22 protein-coding genes are annotated in these 25,692 nt (G+C 61.0%); 13 read left to right on the top strand and 9 right to left on the bottom strand.

From position 1 onward, the window contains the following. Positions 1 to 92: 92 nt before the first annotated feature. Positions 93 to 1,376: an MATE family efflux transporter gene (locus BLV11_RS08465; RefSeq protein ID WP_091812587.1), complete on the top strand. Its 1,284-nt coding sequence runs from the start codon at positions 93 to 95 to the stop codon at positions 1,374 to 1,376. Here the strand turns inward: BLV11_RS08465 and BLV11_RS08460 are convergent. Next, positions 1,362 to 1,787, bottom strand: a complete 426-nt coding sequence (locus BLV11_RS08460) for an acyl-CoA thioesterase (protein ID WP_091812531.1) — start codon at positions 1,785 to 1,787, stop codon at positions 1,362 to 1,364. The two genes, BLV11_RS08465 and BLV11_RS08460, sit on opposite strands and share 15 nt — an antisense overlap. A gap of 176 nt (positions 1,788 to 1,963) precedes the next feature. Between BLV11_RS08460 and BLV11_RS08455 the strand changes: the two genes are divergently transcribed. Together BLV11_RS08455 and BLV11_RS08450 are read left to right on the top strand one after the other, a co-directional pair. Then, positions 1,964 to 3,616 (top strand): MBL fold metallo-hydrolase, encoded by a 1,653-nt coding sequence (locus BLV11_RS08455; protein ID WP_091812530.1) that lies wholly within the window; start codon positions 1,964 to 1,966, stop codon positions 3,614 to 3,616. Between the two features lie 104 nt (positions 3,617 to 3,720). Beyond that, on the top strand, positions 3,721 to 5,229 hold the full coding sequence (locus BLV11_RS08450; RefSeq protein ID WP_091812529.1) for a succinylglutamate desuccinylase/aspartoacylase domain-containing protein: 1,509 nt from the start codon (positions 3,721 to 3,723) through the stop codon (positions 5,227 to 5,229). A gap of 43 nt (positions 5,230 to 5,272) precedes the next feature. Here BLV11_RS08450 and BLV11_RS08445 read toward each other — a convergent pair whose 3' ends face one another. Continuing rightward, a complete protein-coding gene (locus BLV11_RS08445) occupies positions 5,273 to 6,457 on the bottom strand; it encodes a MalY/PatB family protein (protein ID WP_425433824.1) in 1,185 nt (394 codons plus the stop codon). 163 nt (positions 6,458 to 6,620) lie between these two features. Between BLV11_RS08445 and BLV11_RS08440 the strand changes: the two genes are divergently transcribed. Next, a complete protein-coding gene (locus tag BLV11_RS08440; protein ID WP_091812527.1) occupies positions 6,621 to 7,508 on the top strand; it encodes an AEC family transporter in 888 nt (295 codons plus the stop codon). Positions 7,509 to 7,618: 110 nt separating this feature from the next. Then, positions 7,619 to 10,126, top strand: a complete 2,508-nt coding sequence (locus tag BLV11_RS08435; protein WP_091812526.1) for an acyl-CoA dehydrogenase — start codon at positions 7,619 to 7,621, stop codon at positions 10,124 to 10,126. A 65-nt stretch (positions 10,127 to 10,191) separates the two neighbouring features. Here the strand turns inward: BLV11_RS08435 and BLV11_RS08430 are convergent, their stop codons facing one another. Both BLV11_RS08430 and BLV11_RS08425 read right to left on the bottom strand, forming a co-directional pair. After that, positions 10,192 to 10,506 carry a hypothetical protein gene (locus tag BLV11_RS08430; RefSeq protein ID WP_091812525.1) on the bottom strand — a complete coding sequence of 105 codons (315 nt, stop codon included), beginning with the start codon at positions 10,504 to 10,506 and terminating at the stop codon, positions 10,192 to 10,194. A gap of 87 nt (positions 10,507 to 10,593) precedes the next feature. Further along, positions 10,594 to 11,550, bottom strand: coding sequence for a LysR substrate-binding domain-containing protein (locus BLV11_RS08425; protein WP_091812524.1), 957 nt, complete (start codon positions 11,548 to 11,550; stop codon positions 10,594 to 10,596). Between the two features lie 98 nt (positions 11,551 to 11,648). Between BLV11_RS08425 and BLV11_RS08420 the strand changes: the two genes are divergently transcribed. The 6 genes from BLV11_RS08420 to BLV11_RS08395 all read left to right on the top strand — a co-directional run bounded on the left by BLV11_RS08420 (position 11,649) and on the right by BLV11_RS08395 (position 18,714). Further along, entirely contained in the window at positions 11,649 to 12,530 is an 882-nt protein-coding gene (locus BLV11_RS08420) for a DMT family transporter (protein ID WP_091812523.1), read from the top strand. 240 nt (positions 12,531 to 12,770) lie between these two features. Next, positions 12,771 to 14,879, top strand: coding sequence for a TonB-dependent receptor family protein (locus tag BLV11_RS08415; RefSeq protein ID WP_091812522.1), 2,109 nt, complete (start codon positions 12,771 to 12,773; stop codon positions 14,877 to 14,879). Next, positions 14,879 to 15,802 carry an ABC transporter substrate-binding protein gene (locus BLV11_RS08410; RefSeq protein ID WP_245725962.1) on the top strand — a complete coding sequence of 308 codons (924 nt, stop codon included), beginning with the start codon at positions 14,879 to 14,881 and terminating at the stop codon, positions 15,800 to 15,802. The genes BLV11_RS08415 and BLV11_RS08410 overlap by 1 nt, the downstream gene beginning before the upstream one ends. Beyond that, on the top strand, positions 15,799 to 16,803 hold the full coding sequence (locus BLV11_RS08405; protein WP_091812521.1) for a FecCD family ABC transporter permease: 1,005 nt from the start codon (positions 15,799 to 15,801) through the stop codon (positions 16,801 to 16,803). The genes BLV11_RS08410 and BLV11_RS08405 overlap by 4 nt, the downstream gene beginning before the upstream one ends. 103 nt (positions 16,804 to 16,906) lie before the next feature. Continuing rightward, a complete protein-coding gene (locus BLV11_RS08400; RefSeq protein WP_245725961.1) occupies positions 16,907 to 17,881 on the top strand; it encodes a FecCD family ABC transporter permease in 975 nt (324 codons plus the stop codon). A gap of 14 nt (positions 17,882 to 17,895) precedes the next feature. Then, positions 17,896 to 18,714, top strand: coding sequence for an ABC transporter ATP-binding protein (locus tag BLV11_RS08395; RefSeq protein ID WP_091812519.1), 819 nt, complete (start codon positions 17,896 to 17,898; stop codon positions 18,712 to 18,714). Between the two features lie 26 nt (positions 18,715 to 18,740). On the opposite strand, the gene BLV11_RS08390 is transcribed toward BLV11_RS08395, so the two are convergent. Together BLV11_RS08390 and BLV11_RS08385 are read right to left on the bottom strand one after the other, a co-directional pair. After that, positions 18,741 to 19,388 carry a MarC family protein gene (locus BLV11_RS08390; RefSeq protein WP_091812518.1) on the bottom strand — a complete coding sequence of 216 codons (648 nt, stop codon included), beginning with the start codon at positions 19,386 to 19,388 and terminating at the stop codon, positions 18,741 to 18,743. Between the two features lie 71 nt (positions 19,389 to 19,459). After that, complete coding sequence (locus BLV11_RS08385) at positions 19,460 to 20,380, bottom strand: DMT family transporter (protein WP_091812517.1); 921 nt, start codon at positions 20,378 to 20,380, stop codon at positions 19,460 to 19,462. A gap of 111 nt (positions 20,381 to 20,491) precedes the next feature. Between BLV11_RS08385 and BLV11_RS08380 the strand changes: the two genes are divergently transcribed. Then, on the top strand, positions 20,492 to 21,403 hold the full coding sequence (locus BLV11_RS08380; protein ID WP_091812516.1) for a helix-turn-helix transcriptional regulator: 912 nt from the start codon (positions 20,492 to 20,494) through the stop codon (positions 21,401 to 21,403). Here the strand turns inward: BLV11_RS08380 and BLV11_RS08375 are convergent. Continuing rightward, complete coding sequence (locus tag BLV11_RS08375) at positions 21,400 to 21,954, bottom strand: gamma-glutamylcyclotransferase (protein ID WP_091812515.1); 555 nt, start codon at positions 21,952 to 21,954, stop codon at positions 21,400 to 21,402. The genes BLV11_RS08380 and BLV11_RS08375 overlap by 4 nt on opposite strands. Before the next feature lie 152 nt (positions 21,955 to 22,106). Next, positions 22,107 to 23,687 carry a flavin-containing monooxygenase gene (locus BLV11_RS08370; protein ID WP_091812514.1) on the bottom strand — a complete coding sequence of 527 codons (1,581 nt, stop codon included), beginning with the start codon at positions 23,685 to 23,687 and terminating at the stop codon, positions 22,107 to 22,109. Between the two features lie 208 nt (positions 23,688 to 23,895). On the opposite strand from BLV11_RS08370, the gene BLV11_RS08365 reads away from it, so the two are divergent. Further along, complete coding sequence (locus tag BLV11_RS08365; RefSeq protein WP_091812513.1) at positions 23,896 to 24,540, top strand: TetR family transcriptional regulator; 645 nt, start codon at positions 23,896 to 23,898, stop codon at positions 24,538 to 24,540. A 31-nt stretch (positions 24,541 to 24,571) separates the two neighbouring features. On the opposite strand, the gene BLV11_RS08360 is transcribed toward BLV11_RS08365, so the two are convergent. Beyond that, positions 24,572 to 25,468, bottom strand: coding sequence for a DMT family transporter (locus BLV11_RS08360; protein WP_091812512.1), 897 nt, complete (start codon positions 25,466 to 25,468; stop codon positions 24,572 to 24,574). Positions 25,469 to 25,692 lie beyond the last annotated feature (224 nt).

Below are 25,692 nucleotides of genomic sequence, written 5' to 3'. Positions count from 1 at the left end.
GCTAGAATCAAGCGCCCTTACTCTACCCAGAGCCGCACCCACCTGTGACCGACACAGCCAGCCAGCCCAGCCTGTCCAGACAACTGTTTACCATGACCTGGCCGATGCTGTTCGGTGTCCTGTCGCTGATGACCTTCCAGTTGGCAGACAGTGCCTTTGTGGGCCAGCTCGGGCGCGACCCGCTGGCCGCTCTCGGCTTCACCCTGCCCATGTACCAGCTGGTCATCGGCTTGCAGGTCGGGCTCGGTATTGCGACCACAGCGATCATTTCACGCACCCTCGGTGCCGGCGATTCGCTGCGGGCCGAGCGCCTCGGCGGTCTTGTGGTGGCGGTTGGCGCCATCCTGATTCTGGTACTGTGCCTGCTGTTATGGCTGCTGCGCGCACCGGTCATGACCCTGCTCGGCGCCGACGCCAGCCTGCTGCCGCTGATCCAGAGTTACTGGATGCCGTGGCTGGTCTCTGCCTGGCTCGGCGCCATGCTCTATTTCGGCTACAGTGTCTGCCGCTCCCATGGCAATACCCGCCTGCCCGGCTACATGATGGTGGTGAGCAGCCTGCTCAACATCGGCCTCGATCCGCTGTACATTTTCGTGTTCGGCTGGGGCCTGCCCGGTGCGGCACTTGCCTCCATTACCGCGTTCGGCATCGGCTGTCTGGTGATCTACCCCAAACTGCTGGGCTGGCAATGGCTGCGTTTCGATCTTCTGCAACTGCACCTTGCGACCGCCTTGAAGCAACTGGGCAGCATCATGGCCCCGGCCATGGTCAGCCAGCTGATGCCAGCGCTATCGGCGATGCTGGCCACCGCTCTGGTCGCCGGTTTCGGTTCGGCGGCGGTGGCCGCCTGGGGACTTGGAACCCGACTGGATTTTTTCTCGATCGTGGTGGTGCTGGCGCTGACCATGTCTCTGCCCCCCATGATCGGCCGCCTGCTGGGCGCCGGAGACCTTGAGCAGATTCGTCAGCTGGTCCGCCTGTCGGTGCGATTCGTGATGTTCTGGCAGCTGGCCATCGGCCTGTTGTGGTTGCTGGCCTCGGGGCTGGTGTCGCAGCTGTTCAGTGCCGACGCCACCGTGCGGGACGTGCTCGAAAGCTACCTGGTGCGGGTGCCGCTGGGTTACAGCGGGCTCGGGGTGTGCATGCTGATGGTGTCGGTCTGCAACGCGCTCGGCCTGGCCATGCGCGCGTTGCTGGTATCGACTCTGCGGCTGTTTCTCTGCTTCCTGCCGCTACTCTGGCTCGGCGGCCAGTGGGCCGGTATGAACGGCCTGATGATTGGCGCCCTGCTCGGCAACCTTTGCGCCGGTGTGATGGCCTACAGTTTCTACCGTCAGGGCATGCAGGCGCTGACGCTGCGCTCAGCCGAAGCGTGAGCGGAAACTTTCTGGCATCGCAGTCACCTGCTTGCTCTGATAGTTGAAGAACACAAAACCGTACTTCGCCAGCGCCACCGCCTGGCCATTTTCTGCCTTGCTGACACGGAACACGATGTCGCCACCGTAGGTGTTGAAATCGGTCATCCCCACCTCAAAGCGCAGCAACTCCGGAAAGAACGATTCCGACTGATACATGGTCGCCAGATCGGTGACGATGATCCCAACGCCCTGTTCATCGGCTTCTTCCACCCCATGGCTGACCAGGAACTGGGCCCGGGCTTCGGACAGCATCGAGATCAGCGCGTCATTCCCAAGGTGACGGGCGCCGTTGATGTCGGTGATCCGTACCGGCATTTCGGTTACGAAGGTAAATACGTCATCGGGGAAGGACAAAGCAACTCGGGCCACGGGCAGTCATCTCAGGTCGGGTTTGAATCGGGGCTGGTTCAGGCATAGCCGGGGCCGCCATCATACCTGCCCCGGGCGGCAGCTTCACCCGAAATCAGCGCTTTCCAGCGCTAACTGTGATAGAAAGATTGGCAGCTAACAATAATGTTCAATCCAAACAACGACACGACCCCGACATGGATATTCGCCCCGCTGCCACCCTTGCCCTGACCCGAAACACTGCCAACGGCCTGGAAGTGCTGCTGTTGCAGCGCACCTGGAAGGCGGCCTTCCTGCCGGGCTTCTACGTCTTTCCCGGCGGAGCCGTGGACGCCGCAGATCGCGACTGCCTTCGCCATCTGGGAGGCACCGATGACCAGACCGTCAGCCGCACCATGAGTCTCGATGAAGGCGGTGCCGACTACATGGTCGCCGCCATTCGCGAGTGCCTGGAGGAAGCCGGGCTGGTGCTGGCCCGCCACAAGGATGGCAGCCCCCTCAGACCGCAGGCCCTCGCCGCCATACTCGAACAGCGCAAGGCCCTGTTCGAGGGCAGCCTGAGCCTCGACCAGTTGTGCCAGCAACAGGACCTCGACCTGCCCCTGGACCAGCTGGCCTATCTGAGCCACTGGGTCACCCCTGTCGGTGCGCCCCGCCGCTTCGACACCCGGTTCTTTGTTTGCGCTGCTCCGGATGGCCAGCAGGCCTGTCATGATGGCAGCGAAACCATCGATCATGTCTGGCTGACCCCCCGGCAGGCACTGGACGATCACCAGAACGGACGGCGCCTGTTTGGCCCACCAACCCTGCGTACCCTGCGCCTGTTGCAGGACTTTGACAGCAGTGAGGCGGTGCTGGCCTACGCCCACGCCAATCCGCCGGGTGCGGAAGCGGCTCCCCCCTGGCCGGCCAGAAAGGGCGACAAGTCGATCGAGCTGGAGTCCGGTTCGCCGGCCTACGCCGAGGCCCGCAAGCTCGACCCCGAGCGATCCGGCCGCACCAGCGCGGCCATTGTGGCGGCGCAACCGGTCTCCCTGGCCCCCGGGGTGCTGCGGGTGACCGCCGACAATGCCGGTCTGATGACCGGTCCCGGCACCAATAGCTATGTATTGGGTCAGCCGGGTGATTTCACGGTGATCGACCCCGGCCCGGCCACCGATGCCCACCTGGAACAGCTACTGACACTGACCGGCGGAAACATCCGCCAGGTCCTCGTCACCCACACCCACCGTGACCACTCACCCGCCGCGCGGGTGCTGAAACAGCAAACCGGCGCCCGGCTCATCGGGCTGGCCCCACCGGCAGAGGCCACCCAGGATCAGACCTTTGTGCCCGACCACCAACCCGCTGACGGCGAGCTCATCGCCACCGGGGCCGGCGACCTCAAGGTGATCCACACCCCCGGCCACGCCTCCAACCACCTGTGTTTCCTGCTGACCGGTGAACAAATGCTGTTTTCCGGGGATCACATCATGCAGGGCTCAACGGTGGTCATCAATCCACCGGACGGCAACATGAGTGACTACCTCGGTTCATTACAAAAACTGCTGCTGGAGGATCTCCGCTACATTGCCCCGGGGCACGGCTTCCTGATTGGCCACCCGCACTCCGTCGTGGATTTTCTCACCACCCACCGCCTGGCCCGGGAACACAAGGTTGCCCGCGCCTTGCGCAGCCATGGTCCGGCCAGCGCCGAGGCGCTGACTCCGCACGCCTACGACGATGTGCCCGCCGCCCTCCATCCGCTGGCGACCCGCTCCCTGCTGGCCCATCTGGAAAAACTGCGGACCGATGGCAAAGCCCGGCAGGATGGTCAACACTGGCGATGGAGCGCGCCCATCCCGCAGTGAGGCAGTAGCTGGCCGCGGCATTAAACCTTTGTCACAACCGTACCCTGTCACCACCGGGCCGATTATCCTTGGCCCGGACTGACTAACGGCTCGAACGAGGATCCATGCCTACATCACCCTTTTGTCGCAACTGGCTGAAAACGATAACCGCAGCGCTCTGGCTCAGTGCCGCAGGCTTGCCAGTGGCCTGGGCGCAACAACCCGATGAGAGCGACGACGTCGAAGACATCGCCGAGGACGAGAACGTCAGCGATATCGATGCCTCAGAACCCCGTCGCGATGCGCCCACCCTGCAGCCAGTCGCCGCCCTGCCAGCAGCGACCCCGGACGCCGCGGTCAGCTCAGCGGACGAGGAAAGTACGGCGGCCAAGGTTGCTCCCAACATCGACCTCAAGGACGTGGCGCCCCCGCCGGAGCTCCAACCGGAGCCAGAACCGCCCGCACAGCCCCAACGACGGGCACCGGCACTGGAGCGGGAGCAGGCCCCACGCCAGCAACCTCATCCGGAGCAGCCATCGGAACCCGTGACCATGGGTGAAGAGCCCGCCGCCGCGATCGAGGGCAACGAACGTGAGCAGGCCCCGGGTACCGTAATTCCTGCTGCGGAACCGGAGTCCGAACCCGAACCTGTCGCCACCAGCCTGACCCTGCTCAATTCCGAGATTCTTCCCGGCACCGCAACCCGGCTGGCATGGGCCCCGGGCATCCAGATGGCCGGACTATCGCAGCCGACACCGGTGCTGGTGGTCAATGGCGCCCGCCCCGGCCCAACCCTGTGTCTGACCGGGGCCATCCATGGTGATGAGCTCAACGGCATCGAGATTGTCCGCCGCACGGTCTACGACCTCGACCCGGAAGAGCTGGCCGGGCGCGTCATTGGTATTCCCATCGTTAACCTGCCCGGCTTCGAGCGGGCCAGCCGCTATCTCCCGGACCGTCGCGACCTCAACCGGCATTTTCCCGGCAACCGCTACGGCAGCCTGGCCGATCGCATTGCCTATTCGCTGTTCAACAAGGTGATTCGTCACTGTGACATGCTGGTGGACATTCACACCGGTTCCCAACGACGCACCAACCTGCCTCAGTTGCGTGCGAACATGAACAACCCTGAGGTGGCCGCCTTTACCCGCGGCTTCGACCGCATGGCCGTCGTTCACAGTTCCGGGACCGTCGGCATGTTGCGGACTGCGGCGGTGGCGGCGGGCATTACCTCGGTTACCCTGGAAGCGGGGGAATCCCTGCGCATTCAGGAGCACCAGATCAAGGCCGGCGTGAACAGTCTCAACAGCCTGATGGAAAAACAGGGGATGATTTCGCGGATGTTCGTCTGGGGTGAACCGGAGCCGATCTACTACAACTCCTACTGGATCCGCGCCGAACATGGCGGCATCCTGTTCAGCGATGTGGAGTTGGGGGACCGGGTCCGTGAGGGCGATGTACTGGGTTTCGTCAGCGACCCGATCACCAATGCCCGTCATCCGATTAAAGCGCTGGCCAATGGCCGGATCATCGGCATGGCCGTCGATCAGGTGGTGATGGCCGGTTTTGCCGCCTACCACATCGGCGCAGTGACCGACGTACCGGCGCAAGAGGACGAGCAGGTCGAGGACTGACTCCCTGGGGCGACCGGCCATTGTGCTCAGGCGCCCCGGTCATTCAGGACGTTCCCAGCTCAGCGATAGCCTTGCGTATCTGGGTCAGGGCCTGCTCCAATACGGCTCGCGAGGTGCCCAGGTTAAGGCGCATGAAACCAGACCCGCCTTCCCCAAAGGAGGCCCCCGGGCTGAGTCCCACCCCCGCCTGACTGACAAAAAAGCGTTTCAGTTCACCGTCAGTCATGCCCAGCGCCCGGCAGTCGATCCACAGCAGATAGGTGCCCTGAGCCGGTGTCACGGTCAGTTGCGGGATATGCTCAGCCAGGTAATCACAGACAAAGTCGCGATTACCTGCCAGGTACACCAGCAGCTGATCCAGCCAGGCCCCTCCATGGCGATAGCCAGCCTCCAGCGCGGCCGCACTGAACGGATTGCACGACAGCACATGCAACTGCTCGAACGGCGCGGCCAGGGCCGCACGATGGGCGGGGTCAGGTGCCACCAGCACTGACAAGCCCATGCCGGGTACGTTGAAACTCTTGCTCGGGGCCACCGCGGTAATCAGCGGGTCCTGCGCTGTCGCCAGCGACGCCATGACGGTATGGGGCTCGCGGTCCGGGTAGACCAGGTCGGCATGAATCTCATCAGCCAGCACCACCAGGTTATAACGGCGGGCAATGGCCAGCACCGCCTCCAGTTCATCCCGGCGCCAGACCCGGCCTACCGGGTTGTGGGGAGAACACAGAAACAGCAGCCTGGCGCCATCGTCAGCACAACGTTCAAGGTGCTCCAGATCCATCTCATAGACGCCATCCCGCAGTCGTAAGGGGTTCTCCACCACTCGCCGCCCGGTCTTGCGAATGGCACTGTAGAAGGGCGGATAGACCGGGGGCTGGATAATGATGCCCTCGCCCTCGGCGGCAAACGCCAATGCCGCCGCGTGCAGAGACGGCACTACCCCGGGCACCAGCATCAGCCAGTCGCGCTCGATGGTCCAACCATGGCGCTCACGGAACCAGCTGATGATCGACTCATAGAGACTGTCGCGAAACAGGGTGTAGCCGTAAACCGGATGCTGTGCCCGTTCCACCAGCGCCCGGGTGACGGCCTCCGGCGCCGGGAAGTCCATGTCCGCCACCCACAGAGGAATCACCTCATGGCTACCGAATACCGCACCCCGGGCATCGAATTTCACCGCCCCGGTCTGCTCCCGCCCAACGATCTGGTCAAAATTCACCGTCACCAGCCAACGCCTCCTGTTTGTCGGTTACTCATCTTATGACTCCCCAGCATACCAGTAACCCCTCCATTCCCTGCGCCTTAGGTCTCAGTGACCCCACTGGCGAGGTTGATCACAATCACTCTAAACTGCCAAGTTCAGGCCTCTTCCACAAGGACCCAGCCAAGTCATGCTGACCCAGATTCTTGCCACCCTGTTGCCGGTCTTTCTGATCGCCTCCTGCGGCGCCCTGTATGGCCGCTATCGCAGTCCGGACATTAAGGGCATCAATGCCCTCAACATGGAGCTGTTCGTGCCCATGCTGGTGTTCGCGGTGCTGGCGGACCAGAAGGCGCCGTTGCAGGAATACGCCTGGCTCGCCCTGGCGGGCAGCATTGTGGTGCTCGGTTCCGGGCTGTTGCTGTGGCCGCTGGCACGCATCGCCAAGATCAACCCCAAGACCTTCCTGCCGCCGATGATGTTCAACAACTCCGGCAACATGGGCATCCCGGTGATCGTACTGGCCTTCGGCGAAGCCGCGCTGCCGGCGGCGGTGGTGCTGTTCATTGTCGAAATGATGCTCCATTTCACCGTTGGCCTGCACATGCTCAACCCCCACGAGCCACTGCGCAAGCTGCTGAAGATTCCGGTGGTGCTGGCCAGTATCGCCGGGCTGAGTCTGAATCTGGGTGGTATCGCGTTACCGGGGTGGCTGCTCGAATCCCTCAACATGCTCGGCGGCGTGTGCATTCCATTGATGCTGTTTACCCTGGGGGTGCGGATGCTGGATGTGGATTTCTCCGACTGGAAACTGGGCCTGCTCGGGGCCATCGCCTGCCCCGCCAGCGGCCTGTTGCTGGCCTGGCCACTGGTCGGCCTGATCGATCTGCCCGGTCTGCAACTGGCTACGCTGTGGGTCTTCGCGGCGCTGCCACCGGCGGTTCTCAACTATATGGTCGCGGAGCAATACCGCCAGGAGCCCCACCGGGTTGCCTCGCTGGTGCTGATCGGTAACCTTGGCAGCCTGGTGGTCATGCCGGTCACACTCGGTCTGATCTTCTCATCGTCACTGCTTTAGCCACTGCTATAGTGTAGAGGAACCTGCACGCCGACCGTTCAGTGACGCCGGTTTCAGAAACGGCGACCGGGTCTGGCGAACATCTTGACGATGGAAGAAGGAGGTCCTGAATGAGTGTTCTGCTGTTGCTGCTCAGCATCCTGGTGCTGATTTACCTGGGCACCGGCGGCACTACCGCCGCCACCGTGCTCTGCCTTGCCACCCTGATTGGCCTGTTTTACGACCACTGGCATCTGCTCAGCCTGGTTCTTGGCGGCGGCCTGCTGGCCCTGAGTCTGATCCTGTTATTCGGCGGTGACCTCCGCAAACAACGATTCAGCGGCCCGTTGCTGTGCTGGGTGCGCAGCAAACTCCCCAAACTCTCCGACACCGAAGCGGAAGCACTGAAATCCGGTACCGTCGATTGGGACGGCGAACTGTTTTCCGGCCAGCCGGACTGGCAGCGCCTGCTGGATTCCGCCCCCAGTCATCTGAGCAGCGAAGAGCAGGCCTTCATCGATGGCCCGGTGGAACACCTGTGCGCCATGCTCGACGACTGGGCCATCACCCATGAACACTATGACCTGCCCGCACCGGTGTGGAAGTTCATCCGCGATAACGGATTCTTTGGTTTGATGATTTCCACGGATATGGGCGGCAAGGGCTTCTCTCACACCGCACATTCAGAGATCGTGATGAAGATCTCCACCCGCAGCGTGTCAGCCGCCGTCACCGTCATGGTGCCAAACTCCCTTGGCCCCGGCGAGCTGCTGATGGAGTACGGTACCGACGAGCAGAAACAGCATTATCTGCCCCGGCTCGCCGCCGGTAAGGACATTCCCTGCTTCGCGCTCACCTCCCCGGTGGCCGGCTCTGATGCCGGTGCCATTCCCGACAAGGGCATTGTCAGCATGGGCGAGTGGAACGGCGAGCAAGTGCTGGGGCTGAAAGTCACCTGGAACAAGCGTTACATTACCCTGGCACCGGTTGCGACCCTGATTGGCCTTGCCATCAAAGTGTATGACCCCGACCGGCTGCTGGGCGGTGACGACGAAATCGGCGTGACCTGTGTGCTGGTGCCACGGGATCTGGAAGGGGTCAATGCCGGCGCCCGCCACTTGCCGATGAACACCGTGTTCATGAACGGGCCAACCTGGGGCACCGAGGTGTTCATCCCGATGGCACAGATCATTGGTGGCCAGGACATGCTTGGCAAGGGCTGGACGATGCTGCTGGAGTGCCTCTCCATCGGCCGCTCCATTTCCCTGCCCGCCCTCGGCACCGGTGCGGGCAAGGTCGCCAGCCTGGCCACCGGGTCCTACGCGCTGGTACGCGAACAGTTCGGTCGCTCCATCAGTCAGTTTGAAGGGGTGCAGGAGGCCCTCGAGCCCATTGCCGGCTACACCTACATGATGGACTCGGCCCGCCTGCTCACTGCCGCCATGCTCGATCGCGGGGTGCGGCCCTCGGTACCGTCCGCGGTGCTGAAATACCGCAACACCGACCTGATGCGGGAGGTCATCAACCACGCCATGGATGTGGTCGCCGGTCGCGGGGTCATTACCGGTCCGCGCAACTTCCTCGCCCGGGCCTATCAGGCGGTACCCATCGGCATCACCGTGGAAGGCGCCAATATCCTCACCCGCAGCCTGATGATCTTCGGCCAGGGCGCCATCCGCTGCCATCCGTTTATTGTTGAGGAAATTGAAGCCGCGGGTATGGAAGACAAAGCCGCTGCCGTCGACCGTTTTGATGGTGTGTTCTATCGCCATCTTGCCCACACCGGTCGCAACGCCCTGCGCGCCTTTGTCGGCGGACTCACCTTCGGACGACTGGAAACCGCCCCGCGGCTGGGGGATATTCGCCCCTGCTATCAGCAGCTGTCCCGCTTCAGCGCCGCGTTTGCCCTGATGACCGACGTCACCCTGCTCAGCGTCGGTGGCGGCCTGAAGGCACGACAGCGCCTGTCCGGGCGCATGGCCGACTGCCTGGTTCAGCTCTACTACGCCTCGGCAGTGATCAAGCAGTGGCACGAGGAAGGCTACCCGCCAGATCAGCGTCCACTGGTGGAATGGGGGCTCAAGACCTGCCTGCGCGACCTGCAGCAGCACATGCGCGAGCTGATCATCAATTTCCCGGTAGCGGCCCTGCGCTGGCCACTGCGGCTACTGGTCTTCCCGCTCGGCGCCAGCGGCCTCAACGGCCCCGATGACCGCCTCGGTACCCAGGTGGCGGAAACCATTGTCCGCGATACCCCGGTGCGTGCCCGCATCAGCCGTGGCTGTTACGTCAACCACAATCCGGATGACCCCCTCGGGCGGGTGCTGAACGCCTATCGGCTGGCCCACGAAACCCACGACATGCGCGAACGTCTGCATACCGCCATCCGCAGCCGCAACGAAGATGAACTCGATGCCATTGCCCTGCTGATGGGCCATCAACGCCAGGAACTGGTGGACTGGGCCCGTGAACAGCAGATCATCAGTGACGACGAGTGCGGTCCGTTGCTGGAAGCGTTGGAAGCTCTGTATGACGTGATCCGGGTGGATGCATTCGATGCCGAAGGCATCAAGAAGCTGGCCCGCTGTGCCAAGGGTAAACGACAGGTGGTGGAACGTCCGCCCAAGGAAGAAGACTGAGGAAGGGATCCGAGCTGCAGCGCTCGTGATGACGGGCCGGGGCACCAGACCCCGGCCAGTTTCGATCAGTAATGGTCGAGGATATCGAGGATTTCCCGGGTACCACGAATGATGGTGTAAACCCGGTCCTCCACTTCGACCCGCTGGCGACGGTCGTCGATGTCGTAGATACGGCCATCCCGATAGAGGTAATCCGGAAGATGGTCGCCACGTTCAATGCCCAGACGACGCTGCCAGCCCGGCGGCAGCGGCTCGCCCTGGGCGACCTTCTTTTGCAGGCCAGGGGGCAGGCCTTCCAGCCCGGGCGGGTTCGCCACAGCCGACACCGATCCCAGTGCCAGCAGCAGGCCGAGCATGCCTGCGGAGAGAGCCTTTTTCATACCTGTTACCTCATCTTGACGCTATAGACCCAAGCTACCATGGACATCCGGAGGTTACCCGTTACCACTTGTTCAGGAACGGACGACTCAGTCAGACTCGCTATCGGCCCGCAAGCCGTCCGCGATGGCTTCTTCCACCAACCAGCGTCGCAATATCTGAATGCCCCGTTCGCGACGCCGACTGGTTTTCCAGGCGAAATGGAACTGGTAGCCCGTGGCCAGCGGATGGCAGGGCAGGCGAACAAAATCGTCAGCGTCGTCCCGGTTGCTGAGCATGTAATCGTTGGTGAGTACGATGCCCTGGTGGTAACGGGCCGCCTCCAGTGCCAGCAGCATATGACTGAAGTGCTGGACCCGGGCCGTGACCGGGAGGGATTGGCCCACTGCGGAAAACCAATTGTGCCAGTCGCCCACCTTGCGGTCATAGATGCTGTAGGTGGACAGCAGGGGAAAACGCGCAAGCTGCTCCGGGCTCAGGGTAATCCGGTCATCCCCTTCCTGGCGGTTCAACGCCAGTTCACGACAAATTTTTTCCCAATAGTCACTGCTGCACACCGGAAACATCCGTTCCCGGTACAACAGTTCATAGCTGAAGGCCTGGGACGGCTGGTTGATGCAAATGAACGCATCGGCCACCCGGTCTGACAACACCGGGTTCTCCGTCGTCATTTCCAGGGACAGGTCGAGCTGGGGATAGCGTCGCTGCAGCTCGGGCAACCGGGGCACCAGCCAGCGCACTGCGAAGGAGCTGAAACAGGCCAGGCGCAGCCGCGAGGTTTCCTCACCCAACAACTGTTCGCTGGCCCGCTCAATCTGTAACAGCGCGGTGGTCACCGACTCCAGATATTGCCGGCCTTCATCGGTCAGCGCCAGAGTCCGTCCGGTGCGCAGGAACAGGCTCTCCCCCAGATAACTTTCCAGTTGCTTGATCTGGTGACTGACAGCACTCTGGGTCACCAACAGCTCCTCCGCCGCCAGGGAAAAACTGTTGAGGCGGGCGACGGCTTCAAAAACGGGCAAGGATTTCAGCGGGGGCAGCTTCATTATCTAATTTTCTAATCGGTTAAAATTAAGCATCATTTTATACGATAGCTTGAGCGACCTACACTGGCCACCCTGTCCCTTAGCCCCCGGAATAAACCATGTCTGGCAAGACCGTAAACAGCGCTATCCTGCTATTGGTGATCGGTAACGCCCTGGCACTGATCTCCGATGTCTTTATCAAACTGCTGGAACCCGGCGCACCGGTGTTCCAGTTTGCCTTCCTGCGTTGCCTGATTACCTTGCTGCTGTTGCTGCCGCTATGGAAACAGGTCAACCCACGGCGGCTGTTCCAGGGCGGGAAGGTTCATTTCATCCGCGCCCACATTCACCTGGGCGGCATGCTATGCATGGTGATCGCCCTTGGCGCACTGCCGCTGGCAACTGCCAACGCGGTGTTTTACGCGGCCCCCATTCTGGTCATGGCACTGTCCGCCCTGCTGTTTGGGGAGAAACTCCGCCCATTGAGTGTCTTCGCAGTAATGAGCGGTTTCGTGGGCATTCTGATGATTCTGCGGCCCGTTGATTTCAACTGGGGGGCAGTTGCCGCCCTGGGCTCGGCCGCGGCACTGGCGATCAACGCCGTGATGGTGCGCCAGCTGCCGCGGCGGCAGTCCACTGTGCACAAACTGGCGCTGACGTACGTGATGATTCTGCCCACCAGCGCCGTCTTTATGGTGGTGGAAGGCGCCCCCCTGGACCCGGCGATTCTCGTCAGTGCCCTGGGCTCCTCCCTGTTCATCCTGGGCTACAACGTGACCGTGTTGCTGGCCTATCGCCAGGTGGAGGCCAACCTGGTCACCAGTGCGGAGTACACCGGGCTGATATGGGCAGTACTGATTGGCTGGATAGGCTTCAATGAGACGCCCGACCTTTGGTTCGCAGTGGGCAGTGCCATGATAGTGGTGCCTCTGATTATGGTGGGGGTGCGTTCGCGTCAGCGGAGCGACCGGGTGCTCCGGGCCCAACCGGTGAATGGTTGAAGCCTCGGCCAATAACGATGCGAAGGGATGACCTGTCCCATCTCGCTGGCCTTAATACGGGGTCAGAGGGTCAGGTAACGGGCATTTCCAGGAAGCAGTTGGATTAGATACTGGGGGAGGTCATTAATTTTGACCCTTTCCCGTGGTCCGGTAGCCAGCCAGGAAAATAATTTAATTGAAGTGCGAATCATTATCATTAAAATGCGCACTCAAATATTATGACACGTGCTGGAGAACCCAATGTCGAAGTCCGAAGTCTCAACGCCGCTGCGCCGCCACCGATTGGCTGTTGCCATAGCCATGCTGCCAGTGTCGCTTATGGTAATTGGTACGGCACCGGTCCTTGCCGAGGATCAGTCTGATGCGCCCGACCTGCTACCCGGCCTGAATGTCACGGCCGACTGGCTGGGGCCACCAACGGAAGACTCTGAAAAGACTTACACCGGAGCCCGTACTGTCGTCGAAAATGAAGAACTCCAAAATGCCGGAGCCCTCAACCTGGAAGACGCCTTGCGCCCGGTACCCGGTGTCACAGTGCTTGATGAAACGGGGACGGGCATCCTACCCAATATCGGCATGCGTGGTCTGAACCCTCTGCGCAGCGAACGGCTCCAGATTCTTCTCGATGGGTACCCGATTGCGATCGGCCCCTACAGTAATGTCGGCGTCTCGCTGTTCCCGGTCACGCTTCCTAGCCTGGAAGTCGTGGATATTGTCCGCGGAGGAGCCTCCGTGCATTACGGACCCAATAACGTGGGCGGTGTGGTGAATTTCATCACCAAACCGATTCCGGCGCAAACCTCCCAGACCCTTCGTGAGCGGGTAACCATTGCGGAAGAGACCGGCAATGTCTTTACCGATACCTATTACCGGGTCGGCGGCCGGGCAACTGAAAAGCTTGTCTTGCAGTTCCAGGCCAACGTCCAGCGCGGTGACGGCTTTCGTGACCACTCCGATACGGAAGTAGATAACCTGATCCTGGATGCCAGTTATTACCTGAACGACCAGCATGAACTGGCTTCACAGTTGCAATATTATCGCGTCGAAGCGGAACTTCCCGGCGCCCTGACACCGGAAGCCTATGAGCAGGATCGCACCCAGAGCCAGCGCCCATACGACGGATACGAAGCCGACATGACGCGCGCCACATTTACCTGGACGTACACGCCGGCCGACAACGTGGAATTCCAATGGCGCAACTTTGTTCACGATGCTGACCGCACCTTCTTCTTCGGCCAGAACCTGAGCGGCAACGGCCACTGGGCGGATCCGGGGCTCGATTCCACCCACGTGGCAGATTCTCCAAGATTGTTCACCGTCTACGGCACCGAACCACGGATTGCCATTCGCCACGGCCGTCACGATATTACGCTGGGAGCAAGGTTTGTCAGCGAAGATGTGGAATTTGACGTGAATCGTCTGGAGTTTTCGTCGGGTAACCGTTCCATAGCGCGCGATTGGCACCTGGACACCCAGGCTGTCGCATTCTATGTAAGTGACACCCTGTCGTTCCAAGAGGACCGCCTGACGGTGACACCGGGCTTGCGTTATGAAGGTGTTGATATGGATTTCCGCGACAATCTCAGCGGCAATACCGAGGAAAACAATGCCGACGAATTGTTGCCAGGCCTGACCGTCGGCTACCAAGCTTCCGATGACCTATTTGTCTTCGCCAACAGCCAGCGTTCTCTCGTGCCGGTTCAGATTGCCCAGACCACCCGTGAAGGCGCGGTTGCCAATGAAACTGCCTGGAACCATGAGCTTGGCGCACGTCTTCAGATGACCCCGGACCTGCGGTCATCCGCCACGCTGTTCCGCATTGATTATGAGGACCAGATTCAATTCAATCGCTCAACCAGTCGTTTCGAGAACCTCGGAAAAACCCGTCACCAAGGTATCGAACTTGCGAATCGCTGGAACCTCAACAGTCATTGGGAACTGGGCCTAGGCTATACCTTCCTGGATACCGAACAGCTGACCGGTGACAACAAGGGCAATGAGCTGCCCAACGCGCCAACCCACAAAATCAGTGCAGACGCGTTTTACAGCTACCAGGCGTGGGATGCCAGCTTGACCTGGGTTTATGTCAGCTCCAGCTACAGCGATGCGGACAACACCAAAGAAGAAACCAGTAATGGCAGCGCTGGCAAGTTGCCAGACTATCACCTGGTTACAACCAGGGTCGGTCGTGACTTTCCGGTTGGCGGTGATCGTGTGCTGAATCTGGGCTTGGCCGTCAACAACCTGCTGGATGAGGACTATTACTTCCGGGGCGTGGACGTTAGTCCGGTCGGTCGTGTGCCTCAGCCGGGCCGAAGCTTTATCCTTGAGGCGCAACTCGATTTCTGATGGCCTGTCTACAGAACCAGATCGTAAAGCTCCTGCTGGTGGTCCTGATTTCGCCTGCTACAGGGTGGGCTGACAACCTCGATATCCGGCTGGCGGATGACCGAGGGGAAACCCTGCAGTTATCCGCACCGGCGACCCGACCTGCGGCGATTTCGACCTTCGGGGCCGACGTCGCACTGGCGTTAGGTACTGTGCCGGTCGCGGTCACCGACTACGGTATCCAGGGAGTACCCGATTATCTGGCGTCGCAGTTAAACGGTGTTCGGGGCCTTGGTCCCCGACATCAGCCTAATCTGGAGGTGCTGTCGTCGGTCGGGCCAGATCTCGTGATCGCCATTCGCCGTTATACCGCGAAAGACGCTGACCAGATTGAATCCATTGCGCCGCTGCTGGCCCTGGATCTGATCACGGTTCAGGACAGCCTGCGAGCCGTAGAGTTGGTGGGACAGGCTCTCGGTCAGCCAACAAAAGCTACGGAACTCAACGATCGCTTTCTAGACCGCATTCAATTGCTAAAAGAGCGCAATAAGGGAAAGGTCACGGAAACCGTGGCATTGCTGACCAGCGGCAGCGAAACGCCTTTTGTTTACTATGACCACTTTTTGCCGACAGCACTCCTGGAGCAACTCGGCTTTAATAACGTCGGTGGCGAGACACCCAATACTGACAGCGGCATTCCGCTGGGCTACAGAATCAGCCTTGAGGCCCTGCTGAAACTCAATCCGGATACCATCCTCGTATTGCCCACCAGTCGTCAGCGCGCGTTCACGATGAATCCCATCTGGCCGTATCTCACGGCAGTGCGCACGGGCCAAGTCTACGAAGTACCATACTATTGGAAAGAAGGCGCCGGTCCAATTGCCCGGGAGCGAATCCTGGACGACATTCAACGCCTGTTACTGCCTGCGGAAACCGACGAATGACGGTTTCCAATTCAGCCACGCGCCCTGTCACCCTCTATGGAGCAACGCTGCTGTTCCTGGTGCTGTTGTTCCTCATCGGGCTGATGGCAGGTTCCCGATGGGTATCGCCGACCCAGTTGCTGTCAGCCATTGGCGGTAACAGCGACCTGCTGACCCGGATCACCGTGCTGGAACTCCGACTGCCGCGTAATCTGCTGGGTTTTCTCGGCGGTGCTGCGCTTGGAGTTGCTGGAGCCGTCATGCAGAGCGTTACCCGGAACTCCCTGGCATCTCCTGGTCTGACTGGCGTGATCGCATCTGCTGCCCTGGCGGTGGTGTCGCTCCAGACTTTGAGCTCACCGAGTGCACTATGGTTGCCCGCGATGGCTCTCGGCGGAGGCCTGCTGGGTGGCTCGCTCACCTTTGTCATTGCCGGCCGACGGCAACTTCAGCCCGAGCGTGTGGTGCTTGCTGGAATAGCGGTCACGTCACTAGCGACGGCAGTGACCACAGGCCTTTTACTGGTGTCCGGGGCGGAGGCGGCGGAACTCTACTACTGGCTGGCAGGCAGCTTGATGGGGCGGGGCTGGCTCCAGCTCCAGATGGTGCTGCCTTGGCTGTTGCTTCCACTTGGCGCCCTGTTTGTGATGCAGCGGCCCTTCCGTTTATTGCAGCTGGAGGACGATCTTGCGCTTGCCATGGGGCTAGCTGTTGGTCGCTGGCGCCTGACGTTTCTGCTGTTGGCCTTGTTATTGGCAGCAGCGTTGGTCGCCTTCACCGGTCCGATTGTGTTCATTGGCCTCGTAGCACCACACATTGCCCGGCGTCTGGTCGGCGATCAGATCCAGCATTGGTTGCCTCTTAGTGCTCTGTTTGGGGGGTTACTGTTGTTGGCAGCCGACATCCTTGCACGCCAGCTGGCTTTTCCTCAGGAGTTACCCGTGGGTATGCTGACGGCCCTTATCGGGGCTCCCTGGCTGATTTATCTGATCAATTCGCAAACCTCACACCGGAGCGCATAACTTGACCAGTCCGGCTACGACACCACACCGAGCAGACCGCCACAGTATCCCGGCCCCAGCTATCGGCCCTATCGCCAGGCTGCTTTTAGCTGGCGGGCTCAGCGTGGTTGTTGTCATCGTCGCGGGCGTTCAGCTGGGGGCCGTAGACCTCGCCTGGTCCCAGGTGTGGGCGGGGCTCACCGGTGACACCTCACAACATGTGCAGCAAGTGGTCTTCGAAATACGGTTGCCCCGTACCCTGACCGGAGCTCTGATCGGTATTCACTTTGCGCTGTCAGGTTGGCTCCTACAACTGCTGAGCCGCAACCCCCTGGCCGAAGCGGGCATTCTCGGCATTTCCGCCGGCGCCAGTCTTGTCGCAGTCATTGCTTTCGTCGTCGGTGACTGGCTGGTTTCGAGCGAAAATCCCTACAGCAACACCTCGTTTGCCCTTGAATATTTACCCCTTTTTGCGATGGCAGGCGGACTTTTAACGGCGCTGGCGGTTTACTTCCTTGGCATGCGGCATGGCCATCTGTCGCCGGTTAAAATGACCCTAACCGGGGCGGTTATTGCCGGCATGTTGCACGCCCTGACCATCGGTGCCCTGGCGTTCTGGGGCCACGCCCATACTGAACTGGTTGCCCAATGGCTTGCGGGCTCGCTGTACGGCGCCGACTGGCAACACCTTCATACGCTGTTGCCCTGGACGATCATCGGAGTAATCGGTGTGATTTTGCTCATGCGCCCGCTTAGTGTGATGCAACTCGACGACCAACACTCACTCACTCTTGGCCTGGGCCTGAACCGCTGGCGTGCCTTTGCGCTGCTGATCGCCACCCTGCTGGCGGCCAGTGCCGTCGGAGCGGTGGGGCCCGTTGGTTTCATAGGTCTGCTCATCCCCCACATCAGCCGTCGGCTGGCAGGTGCCAATCTTCCTGTCCAGTTGGTGTTATGTGTGCTGTTGGGAGCGGTGTTGGCGGTACTGGCGGATTTACTCGGCCGGATGCTGTTTACACCCTACGAAGTCCCCGTGGGCGTGGTTTCGGCCGTCCTTGGCGTTCCATTTTTTCTTTATCTGTTATCGCGTCAACTCTAAGGTCGGGATCCGACATGTTACGAACCGAGCAGCTCTCACTTGACTACGGCGACAAACCAGTTGTCGACAACGTCTCGCTGACCATTCCCGAAGGTGGGATCACCTGCCTGTTGGGCCCCAATGGATCAGGCAAAAGTACCTTATTGAAAAGTTTTGCGGGCCTGTTACCAGCCCGGTCCGGTCAGGTCTACCTGGACGACCGGCCGGTTGAGCAATGGGACCGAGGCAAGCTGGCCCTCAGGCTCGCCATGCTGCCCCAAAAGCCCGTTGTGCCCGAGGGCATCCGGGTTCGGGACCTAGTGGCGCTAGGTCGTTTCCCACACCGTAAATGGTGGCAACGGAACCTCACCGTCGACGAAAAAGTGACCCTCGACGCCATGGCAATGACGGGCGTTTCAGACCTCGCGGAACAACCGGTGGAAGCGCTTTCAGGAGGACAACAACAGCGGGTATGGATCGCCATGGCCCTGGCCCAGGAAACGGACATTCTTCTACTCGACGAACCCACCACATTCCTCGATTGGGGATACCAGCTGGAAGTACTGGAGTTGCTATCCACGCTGAATCGCCAGCACGGACTTACAGTGGTCATGTCACTACACGATCTTAACCAAGCCGCCCAATTTGCTGACCGGATCGCTGTCCTGGCCGACGGCCAACTTAGAATGATAGGCAGCCCCGGAGAAGTGATTACAGAGTCCTTGGTACACCGAGTGTTTCGGGTACATACCTCCGTTGCCTCAGGGCCAGGGGGACGCCCATTCTGTTTTGGATTTGCAGCATCGATACAGAGCCGACCCAAACATAGTCCTCAACTTGCTACGACATCTTAGCTTGGGGATGGGCGGGGTCTACCTCGTTAAGCAGGAAAAGTGGAGGCCAGCCCGGCCGCCTGAATGAAGCCGCTGATCCCGGTCAGTACAATCTCCGCTGCCATCGCCGACAGGATCAGGCCGCTGACCTTGGAGAGGATGTTCAGCCCGGTCTTGCCCAACGCCCGCTCCAGATAACCGGACAGGAACAGCAATACAGTCAGCACCAGCAACGCGGTGATCATCCCCAGAACACCGCCGGCAATCTCCGGCACCGATTTCAGTTCCGCACCGTAGACCAGGATGGCACCAATGGTGGCAGGTCCGATGATGACCGGAATCGCCATCGGCACCACGGCGATGTCGTCACGGTCTTCCTGAGGCAGGCAGGTGGCATGGTTACGAGTGCCGCTGTTGACCAGGCTGATCGCCGTGAGAAACAGCAACGACCCGGCACCAATGCGAAACGAGTTCAGGGTAATACCGATGGCCTCAAACAACAGCGGGCCGGCGAAGAACAGCACCAGCCCCAGCACCAGCGCAGAAAAGCTGGCACGGCGAATGATGGAATTCTTCTCGGACGCCGGCTGGCCCCGGGTCAGCGCCAGGAACATGGTGACCACAAAGAAAGGCGCCAACAGGAAAAGAAAGCGAACGGCACTGCTCAGGTAGGTGGGGAGAAATTCGGACATCATGGCGGGTTTCGGCACTCTCAAAAGGCAAAACGGGATGCTACTCCGACCTGCCGAACCTGTCCGTACGCACCTTAACCTATGTCAGGGCCGGTACCTGAAACCTGCGCCGGTGCCCTGCGGGCCAGCCACTGTGGCCGCCGGCCAAACAATACCAGATTGCCCAACAGCGCCAGTCCCGCACCGGCGATGGCCGTCAGGGTCCAGTCGAAGCCTTCCAGCCAGGTCGACACCGACAGCGCCACCACCGGGAACAGTACGGTCGCGTAGCCCGCACGATCAGCCCCCAGGGTCTGAATCACCGTGAGGTAGCAATAGAACGCCACAATCGATCCCGGCACGGCCAGGAACAGGGTTGCCCCCCAGAACACCGCAGAGTCCGGCAGGGTCCAGGTTACGCCCTGAATCAGGCACCAGATGCCCAGGATCACCGCTCCGTAGACCATGGCCCAGGCGTTGGCCACGAGCAGGGGGATTCCTGCCTCACGCACCCTGACACTGATCAGGTTACCCATGGAAAACCAGAAGGTGCCCGCGACCGCAAACAGAATGCTCGCCAGCGAGGCGTTGCCCAAACGGAGGTCATGCCAGAACAGCAAAGCCACCCCGCTTACGCCCAGTACCATTGCCGGATACAGGCGTACGTGCGGCCGCTGACGCATCCACAGCCAGCCATTGATGGCATTAAACAGCGCCGCCAGCGAGAAAATGACCGCCAGCAGACCGCTGGTCATATTTTCAGCCGCCCGGTAAATCAGCAGGAAATTCACGCTGTACAGGGTCAGTCCCTGCAACAGCAGCCAGCCATGCTGGGCCAGGTTCAGCCGCGGCAGGCGGCGTAACAACGCCAGCAGGCCCAGGGCCACGGCGGACGCCATGACGAAGCGATAAAACACCGCCAGATCCACCGCTGCGCTTTCGACCTGCAGCCGAATCGCTGTCCAGGTCAGCCCCCAGATCAGGACAGTCACCGCATAGTGCACGCTCACCGGCATGGTCATCACTCCTTTGCGTCAGTTCTGGCAAGACCCTCACTCTACCCGCTCACCGTCATGAGCACTTGTCAGATCCTGCGCAAGGGTGGATCATTCTTGCGGAGGCCTCCGATGACAACCAATGCCAGATCACCACAGCCTGAATCCCAGCGTCACGATATTGCAGACACCCTGCGAGCGGCCGGCGTTGCCCCCAGACGGGTACTGGAGCTTGGCCAGGGCCGGGCCCTGGCCCATTGGCAGAACCGTAAGGGCCTGATTCATTACGAACGTCCCAGCCACCACGCCCTCAGTATCTACACCCAGCGCGGCGACAAGGCTTCCCGACTCGTCAACGGCCAGGCCGTCAGCCATGGCTTTCCCGGCGCCGCCTGCCTGTTCCCTGCCGGTAGCCGTTCCAGCTGGCTGATTGACGGCCCCTTCGAATTTTTCCACCTGTATTTCAGCGACCGGGATATTGCCCGCTGCGCGGCCGAGACCTGGGACTGCGAACCGGAGCAGGTACGGCTGAACGAGCTCTACCATGGTAACGATCCGATACTGGCCCAGAGCGGCCAGCTGCTTGCGCAGAGCGACTGGCAGGCCGCCGGGCAAACCCTGGCCATGGACCACCTTAGCCAGTGGCTGCTGGTACAGATCGTCAGCCAGCATTCCACCGTGCAGCAGGCCGCGCCCGAGGTGACCGGCCAGCTGTCCCGTCGTTACCGGCGCCTGCTGGAGGAACGCATCGACGGGCACCTGGACCAGCCGCTGACGCTGGCGGGTATGGCCGCCTGGGTCAATCTCAGCCCCTACCACTTTGCCCGCCTGTTCCGTGCCACCTTTGGCTGTGCACCGTATCAGTATGTTCAGGAACAGCGGCTGATCCGGGCCAAAGCCCAGTTACGCCATCCCGCCAACAAGATCACGGCCATCGCGCTCGCCTGTGGTTTCAATGACTCCAGCCAGTTCAGCCGGGCTTTCCGCAAGCGCTATGGCCTTACCCCGACGGCCTATCGGGAGCAGGCGGGCATCCGCGGTTAACGCAGGTAACCTTCGATGGCGAAGACGTGGGGATCGTCGTCCCCCAGGTGACGCAGGGCATCCGCCAGCTTGAGCAGGTACTCGTCGTTGTGACCGCTGGGGCCGCTGGAGACGGCTATCTGGCGGGCAATGTCCGCTTCGTGGGCAGGGCCGAGAAACGCCGCATTGTGCTCGTCGGCGATGTACACCAGCCCCTCGTCGCAACGGCCATCGTCAAAACTCAGGGTAGTGGTAAAGCGCAGGTACCCGTTCTTCTCGCGCTCATCCAGCTGCTCGAACACGTCGGGCGCAATCCGGTAAGCCACGCCCCGGCAGCGGGCGCCCGGTTGTTCGATCAGCGTCACCACCCGGCCCGGGGCATCCGGAGTACCGCGATGATCATGGGAACCCTGCCAGAACCGTCGTACCCAGCCGTGAATCATCGCCGGACGCTGCTCGAGGAATGGAAAATCCACCTTGTAAATCAGCGAACCGTAGCCAAACAACCACACCGACTCGACGCCGTCGAAGCAGAAACGCTGGCGGTTGTGTTCCGTGGTGTCAAAGGACATGGACAATTCCTGGCAAAGTGAGGGGCACGGTCGCATCATAAACAGCGCCAAGGGCGCCTGCCAAGCGTCGTTCGGAACTTTCCAGCAGGCAAAAAAAAAGCCGGGGCGAACCCCGGCAAGCGCTGCAACAGGCCATCGGCCTGGCACTCTGATCAGGCGGTTGCAGATACCGCTTCAGGGGCATAACTCACGTCACGAACACAGTCATACTGACTCGCATCGAAACGACGGGTCTGCTGACGGAACTGCCAGGTGAAGCCCGGCCACAGGGTGGTGTTCTTGCCATTTTCATTGACGTACCAGCTCTTGCAGCCGGTCTGCCAGACCGAATCCCCCAGTTTCGACTGCAGCGAGGCGTTATACGCCGCTTGGGCCCCGGCCTTCACTTCCACGCTCTGCCAGCCCTTGTGATCCATCCGCTTGAGGGCGTCGAGCACATACTGGATCTGCGATTCAATCATATACACCATGGAGCTGTGGCCCAGACCGGTGTTGGGGCCCATCAGCATGAACAGGTTGGGGAAACCGGCAATGGTGGTGCCTTTGTAGGCTTCCGCCCCACCCTGCCAGGCCGCCAGCAGGTCCTGGCCGCCACGGCCGGAGATCATGCCGCGGGGCACTGGATCCTGAGCCTTGAAGCCGGTGCCGTAGATAATACAGTCCACTTCCCGCTCCACCCCGTTGTTATCCACAATGACGTTGCCACGCACTTCGCGAATGCCATCGGTGAGCACATCGACATTGTCCTGGGCCAGGGCCGGGTAGTAGTTGTTGGAGATCAACACCCGCTTGCAGCCAAAGTGGAAATCCGGGGTGACCTTGCGACGCAGAACCGGATCCTTGATCTGGCTGCGAATGTACCGGCGGGCCTGCAGCTCACCCAGCTTGAGAATGCGCGGGTTGCCGACAAAACCCAACACCCGGGCTTCCAGGTACCAGTATATGGAGTTGCGCAGGGCATTGAGGGTCTGCGGCACCTTACGGAACGCCAACCGCTCGACAGCACTGATCTCACGGTCCGGCTTAGGCATGATCCAGGGCGGGGTACGCTGGTACAGGTCGAGCTGGCCGGCCTCTTTGGCCACTTCTGGCACGAACTGGATGGCACTCGCGCCGGTGCCGATGACCGCCACCCGCTTGCCCTTGAAATCGTAATCGTGATCCCAGTCCTGAGAGTGGAAACTCTTGCCGGTAAAGGTGTCGATGCCCTTGATCTCCGGGTACGCCGGGGTGCTCAGCCCGCCCATACCGGACACCACCACCTGGGCTTCCAGGGTTTCAAACGCCGGCAGCGCCTTGTCCTTGCGGTTGAGGGTATCGCCCGGCTTTACTCCCTTGTCCTGCATGTACTGCCACAGCGCCGGGCTGTCGCAGGTCTCCAGGGTCCAGCCCTGACGGCGCTCATCAAAACGGGCGCCGGCAACGTGGGTGTTGAGACGGATATGTCCGCTCAGACCGTACTTCTCGGCACAATGCTTGAGGTAGGCCTTGATCTCTTGCTGCTGGGCGTACATTCGTGTCCAGTTCGGGTTCTGCTCAAAGGAGAACGAATACAGCGCCGATTGCACATCACAGGCACAGCCCGGGTAATGGTTTTCGTGCCAGGTACCGCCGATGTCGTCGCTCTGCTCGAGAATCACAAAATCGTTGTAACCGGCCTGCTTCAGCTTGATGGCCATGCCCAGGCCTGAAAAGCCGGTACCGATAATGGCAATCCGGGTGCGCTTGTTCATAATCAGCCTCGTTATCTGCGTTGGCGACCGCTACCGCAGCGCCTGACTTTTGTTATGGTGCCTGGGAGTCCGTTGCCCGACCTCCCATTAAGGTATACAACCGTATACCTGACGCGTAGACAACTGTATACACCCGAAAGTAGACAGCTGTATACTTCGGAAACGCAAACCATGGGTAAATGACCCAAACTGACAACAAGGTGTCCCAATGAACGTCATGACCGGCGGAAAGCTAAAACTGGTGCAGGCAGCGCTGAAGCTGGCCACAGAGACCCGCAGTCTGACTTCGCTGGGGTTGAGGGAGCTGGCACGAGAGGCCGGGCTGAACCCCAATACCTTCTATCGCCATTTCAAGAATCTGGACGACCTCGGCCTACAGGTACTGGGCTATATCGCTGCCGAAATGAAAACCGGGGTCCGGCAGTTGCGCATGGTGGCCGAGTCATCGGAACAGGCCGCGACCACCACGGTCACGTTTGTCTACAACTACTTTCTGGAGAACCCCGCCGCTACCACGGTGGCCGTGCGTGAACTGTACGGTTCGTCACCGCTGTTGCGACGGGCGCTGGCCAACCAGCTCGATACCAGTGCCCGGGAGATGGCAGAAGATCTGATGCAACAGGGCCTGATTCCGCGGCGTCTGCCGGAACAGACGGTGCGGGAGATTTCCCACATGACCATCCGCTACATCCTGTTCCGGGCCATGGACTACATCGAAAAGCCCGACCAGCGTGACGCCATCCGCGCAGAAACCGAACGTTTCATTAACCGCCAGTTCCGCGGTGCCACGCTAGATCAGCTCAGCAATGAAGAATTCGAGGCGCTCACCGCAGCCCTCGAACAGAACGGTTAGCCGGCCCCTGTCGAAGCGGACCGGCAGGACCTCACAACGGCGCCACCACCCGGCGGCGCCCCCGCAGGTAGCCTCCGAAGAAGAACACCGCCAGGCCCATCATGATCAGGCCACTGCCCTGCAGCAGGGCCGGCGACAGTACCTCATCGTTCAGCCAAAACCCGAGGTAGAGGGCAAAGGCCGGGGTAATCAGGGTGATCAGCGCCACCGTGGTCGGTGTCAGATGCTGCAATACGTGGTAGTAGCTGACAAACCCCAGCAGCGAGCCAAACAGGGCCAAATACAGCACCGCCCAAGGTGACGGACTGGCCCAGTCAAGTGTCGGCATCTGGCCATCCAGCAGCCACCAGGCCAACGCGAACAGCGGCAGACTGAGGGTCAGCGAACCCACGGTCTGGGCCAGCGGATGAAGCCTGGCATCGGTTCGCTTGACCATCACCGCACTGACGCTGAACAGCAGTACCGCCACCAGCAACATTACAAACCCGCCCACCATGTCTGCCGTCAGCAACACGTCATCCCGGAACAACACCAGCAGACCAGCCACCGCCAGCAGGCAGGCACCCCACTTGTACAAGGGCATGGCCGGCTCTGCCAACAACCACTGCGCCAGCACTGCCGAGAGCATAGGAGACAGCCCGAAAAACACGGAAATCAGTCCGGAGGGTACCCGCTGGGCCGCCATGTAGCTGAGCCCGAGCGCACCGAAGATACCCACCAGCGCCCAGGCATAGCTTTTCAGTTCAACACCGCGCCAGCGCATGGGAATTCGCAGCACCTGCACCAGAACCAGACCCAACGCCGCTGCGATCAACATGCGCAGGCCTGCCGCCAGCATGGGGTGGAGGGTGGCGCCGCTCAGGGCGATGCCAATGGGGGTGGTGGCCCAGACCAGGACCACCGTCAGATACGCTGCCGGGACAGACATGAGACTCCTTCTCCTTGATAGATGGGTTCCTTCCGGACCACTGGCCCCGCGCCATAAAAAAGGCCGCAGGGCTTAACGCGCTGCGGCCTTTCGGGAATACGGTTAATTCGTCAGTAACCTACTCCCAAAACCGCAGCCACAGCCATACGGCGCCATTTGGCCACCAGGACCAGCGGGCGTTTTACGGACTTGATTGCGGACATTGGAGCGAACATCGGACTTCC

The organism is Marinobacter mobilis, assembly GCF_900106945.1.
Lineage (GTDB): Bacteria > Pseudomonadota > Gammaproteobacteria > Pseudomonadales > Oleiphilaceae > Marinobacter > Marinobacter mobilis.
Note: the sequence above shows the minus strand (reverse complement) of the source record. Positions and strands in the feature narration are given on the sequence as shown.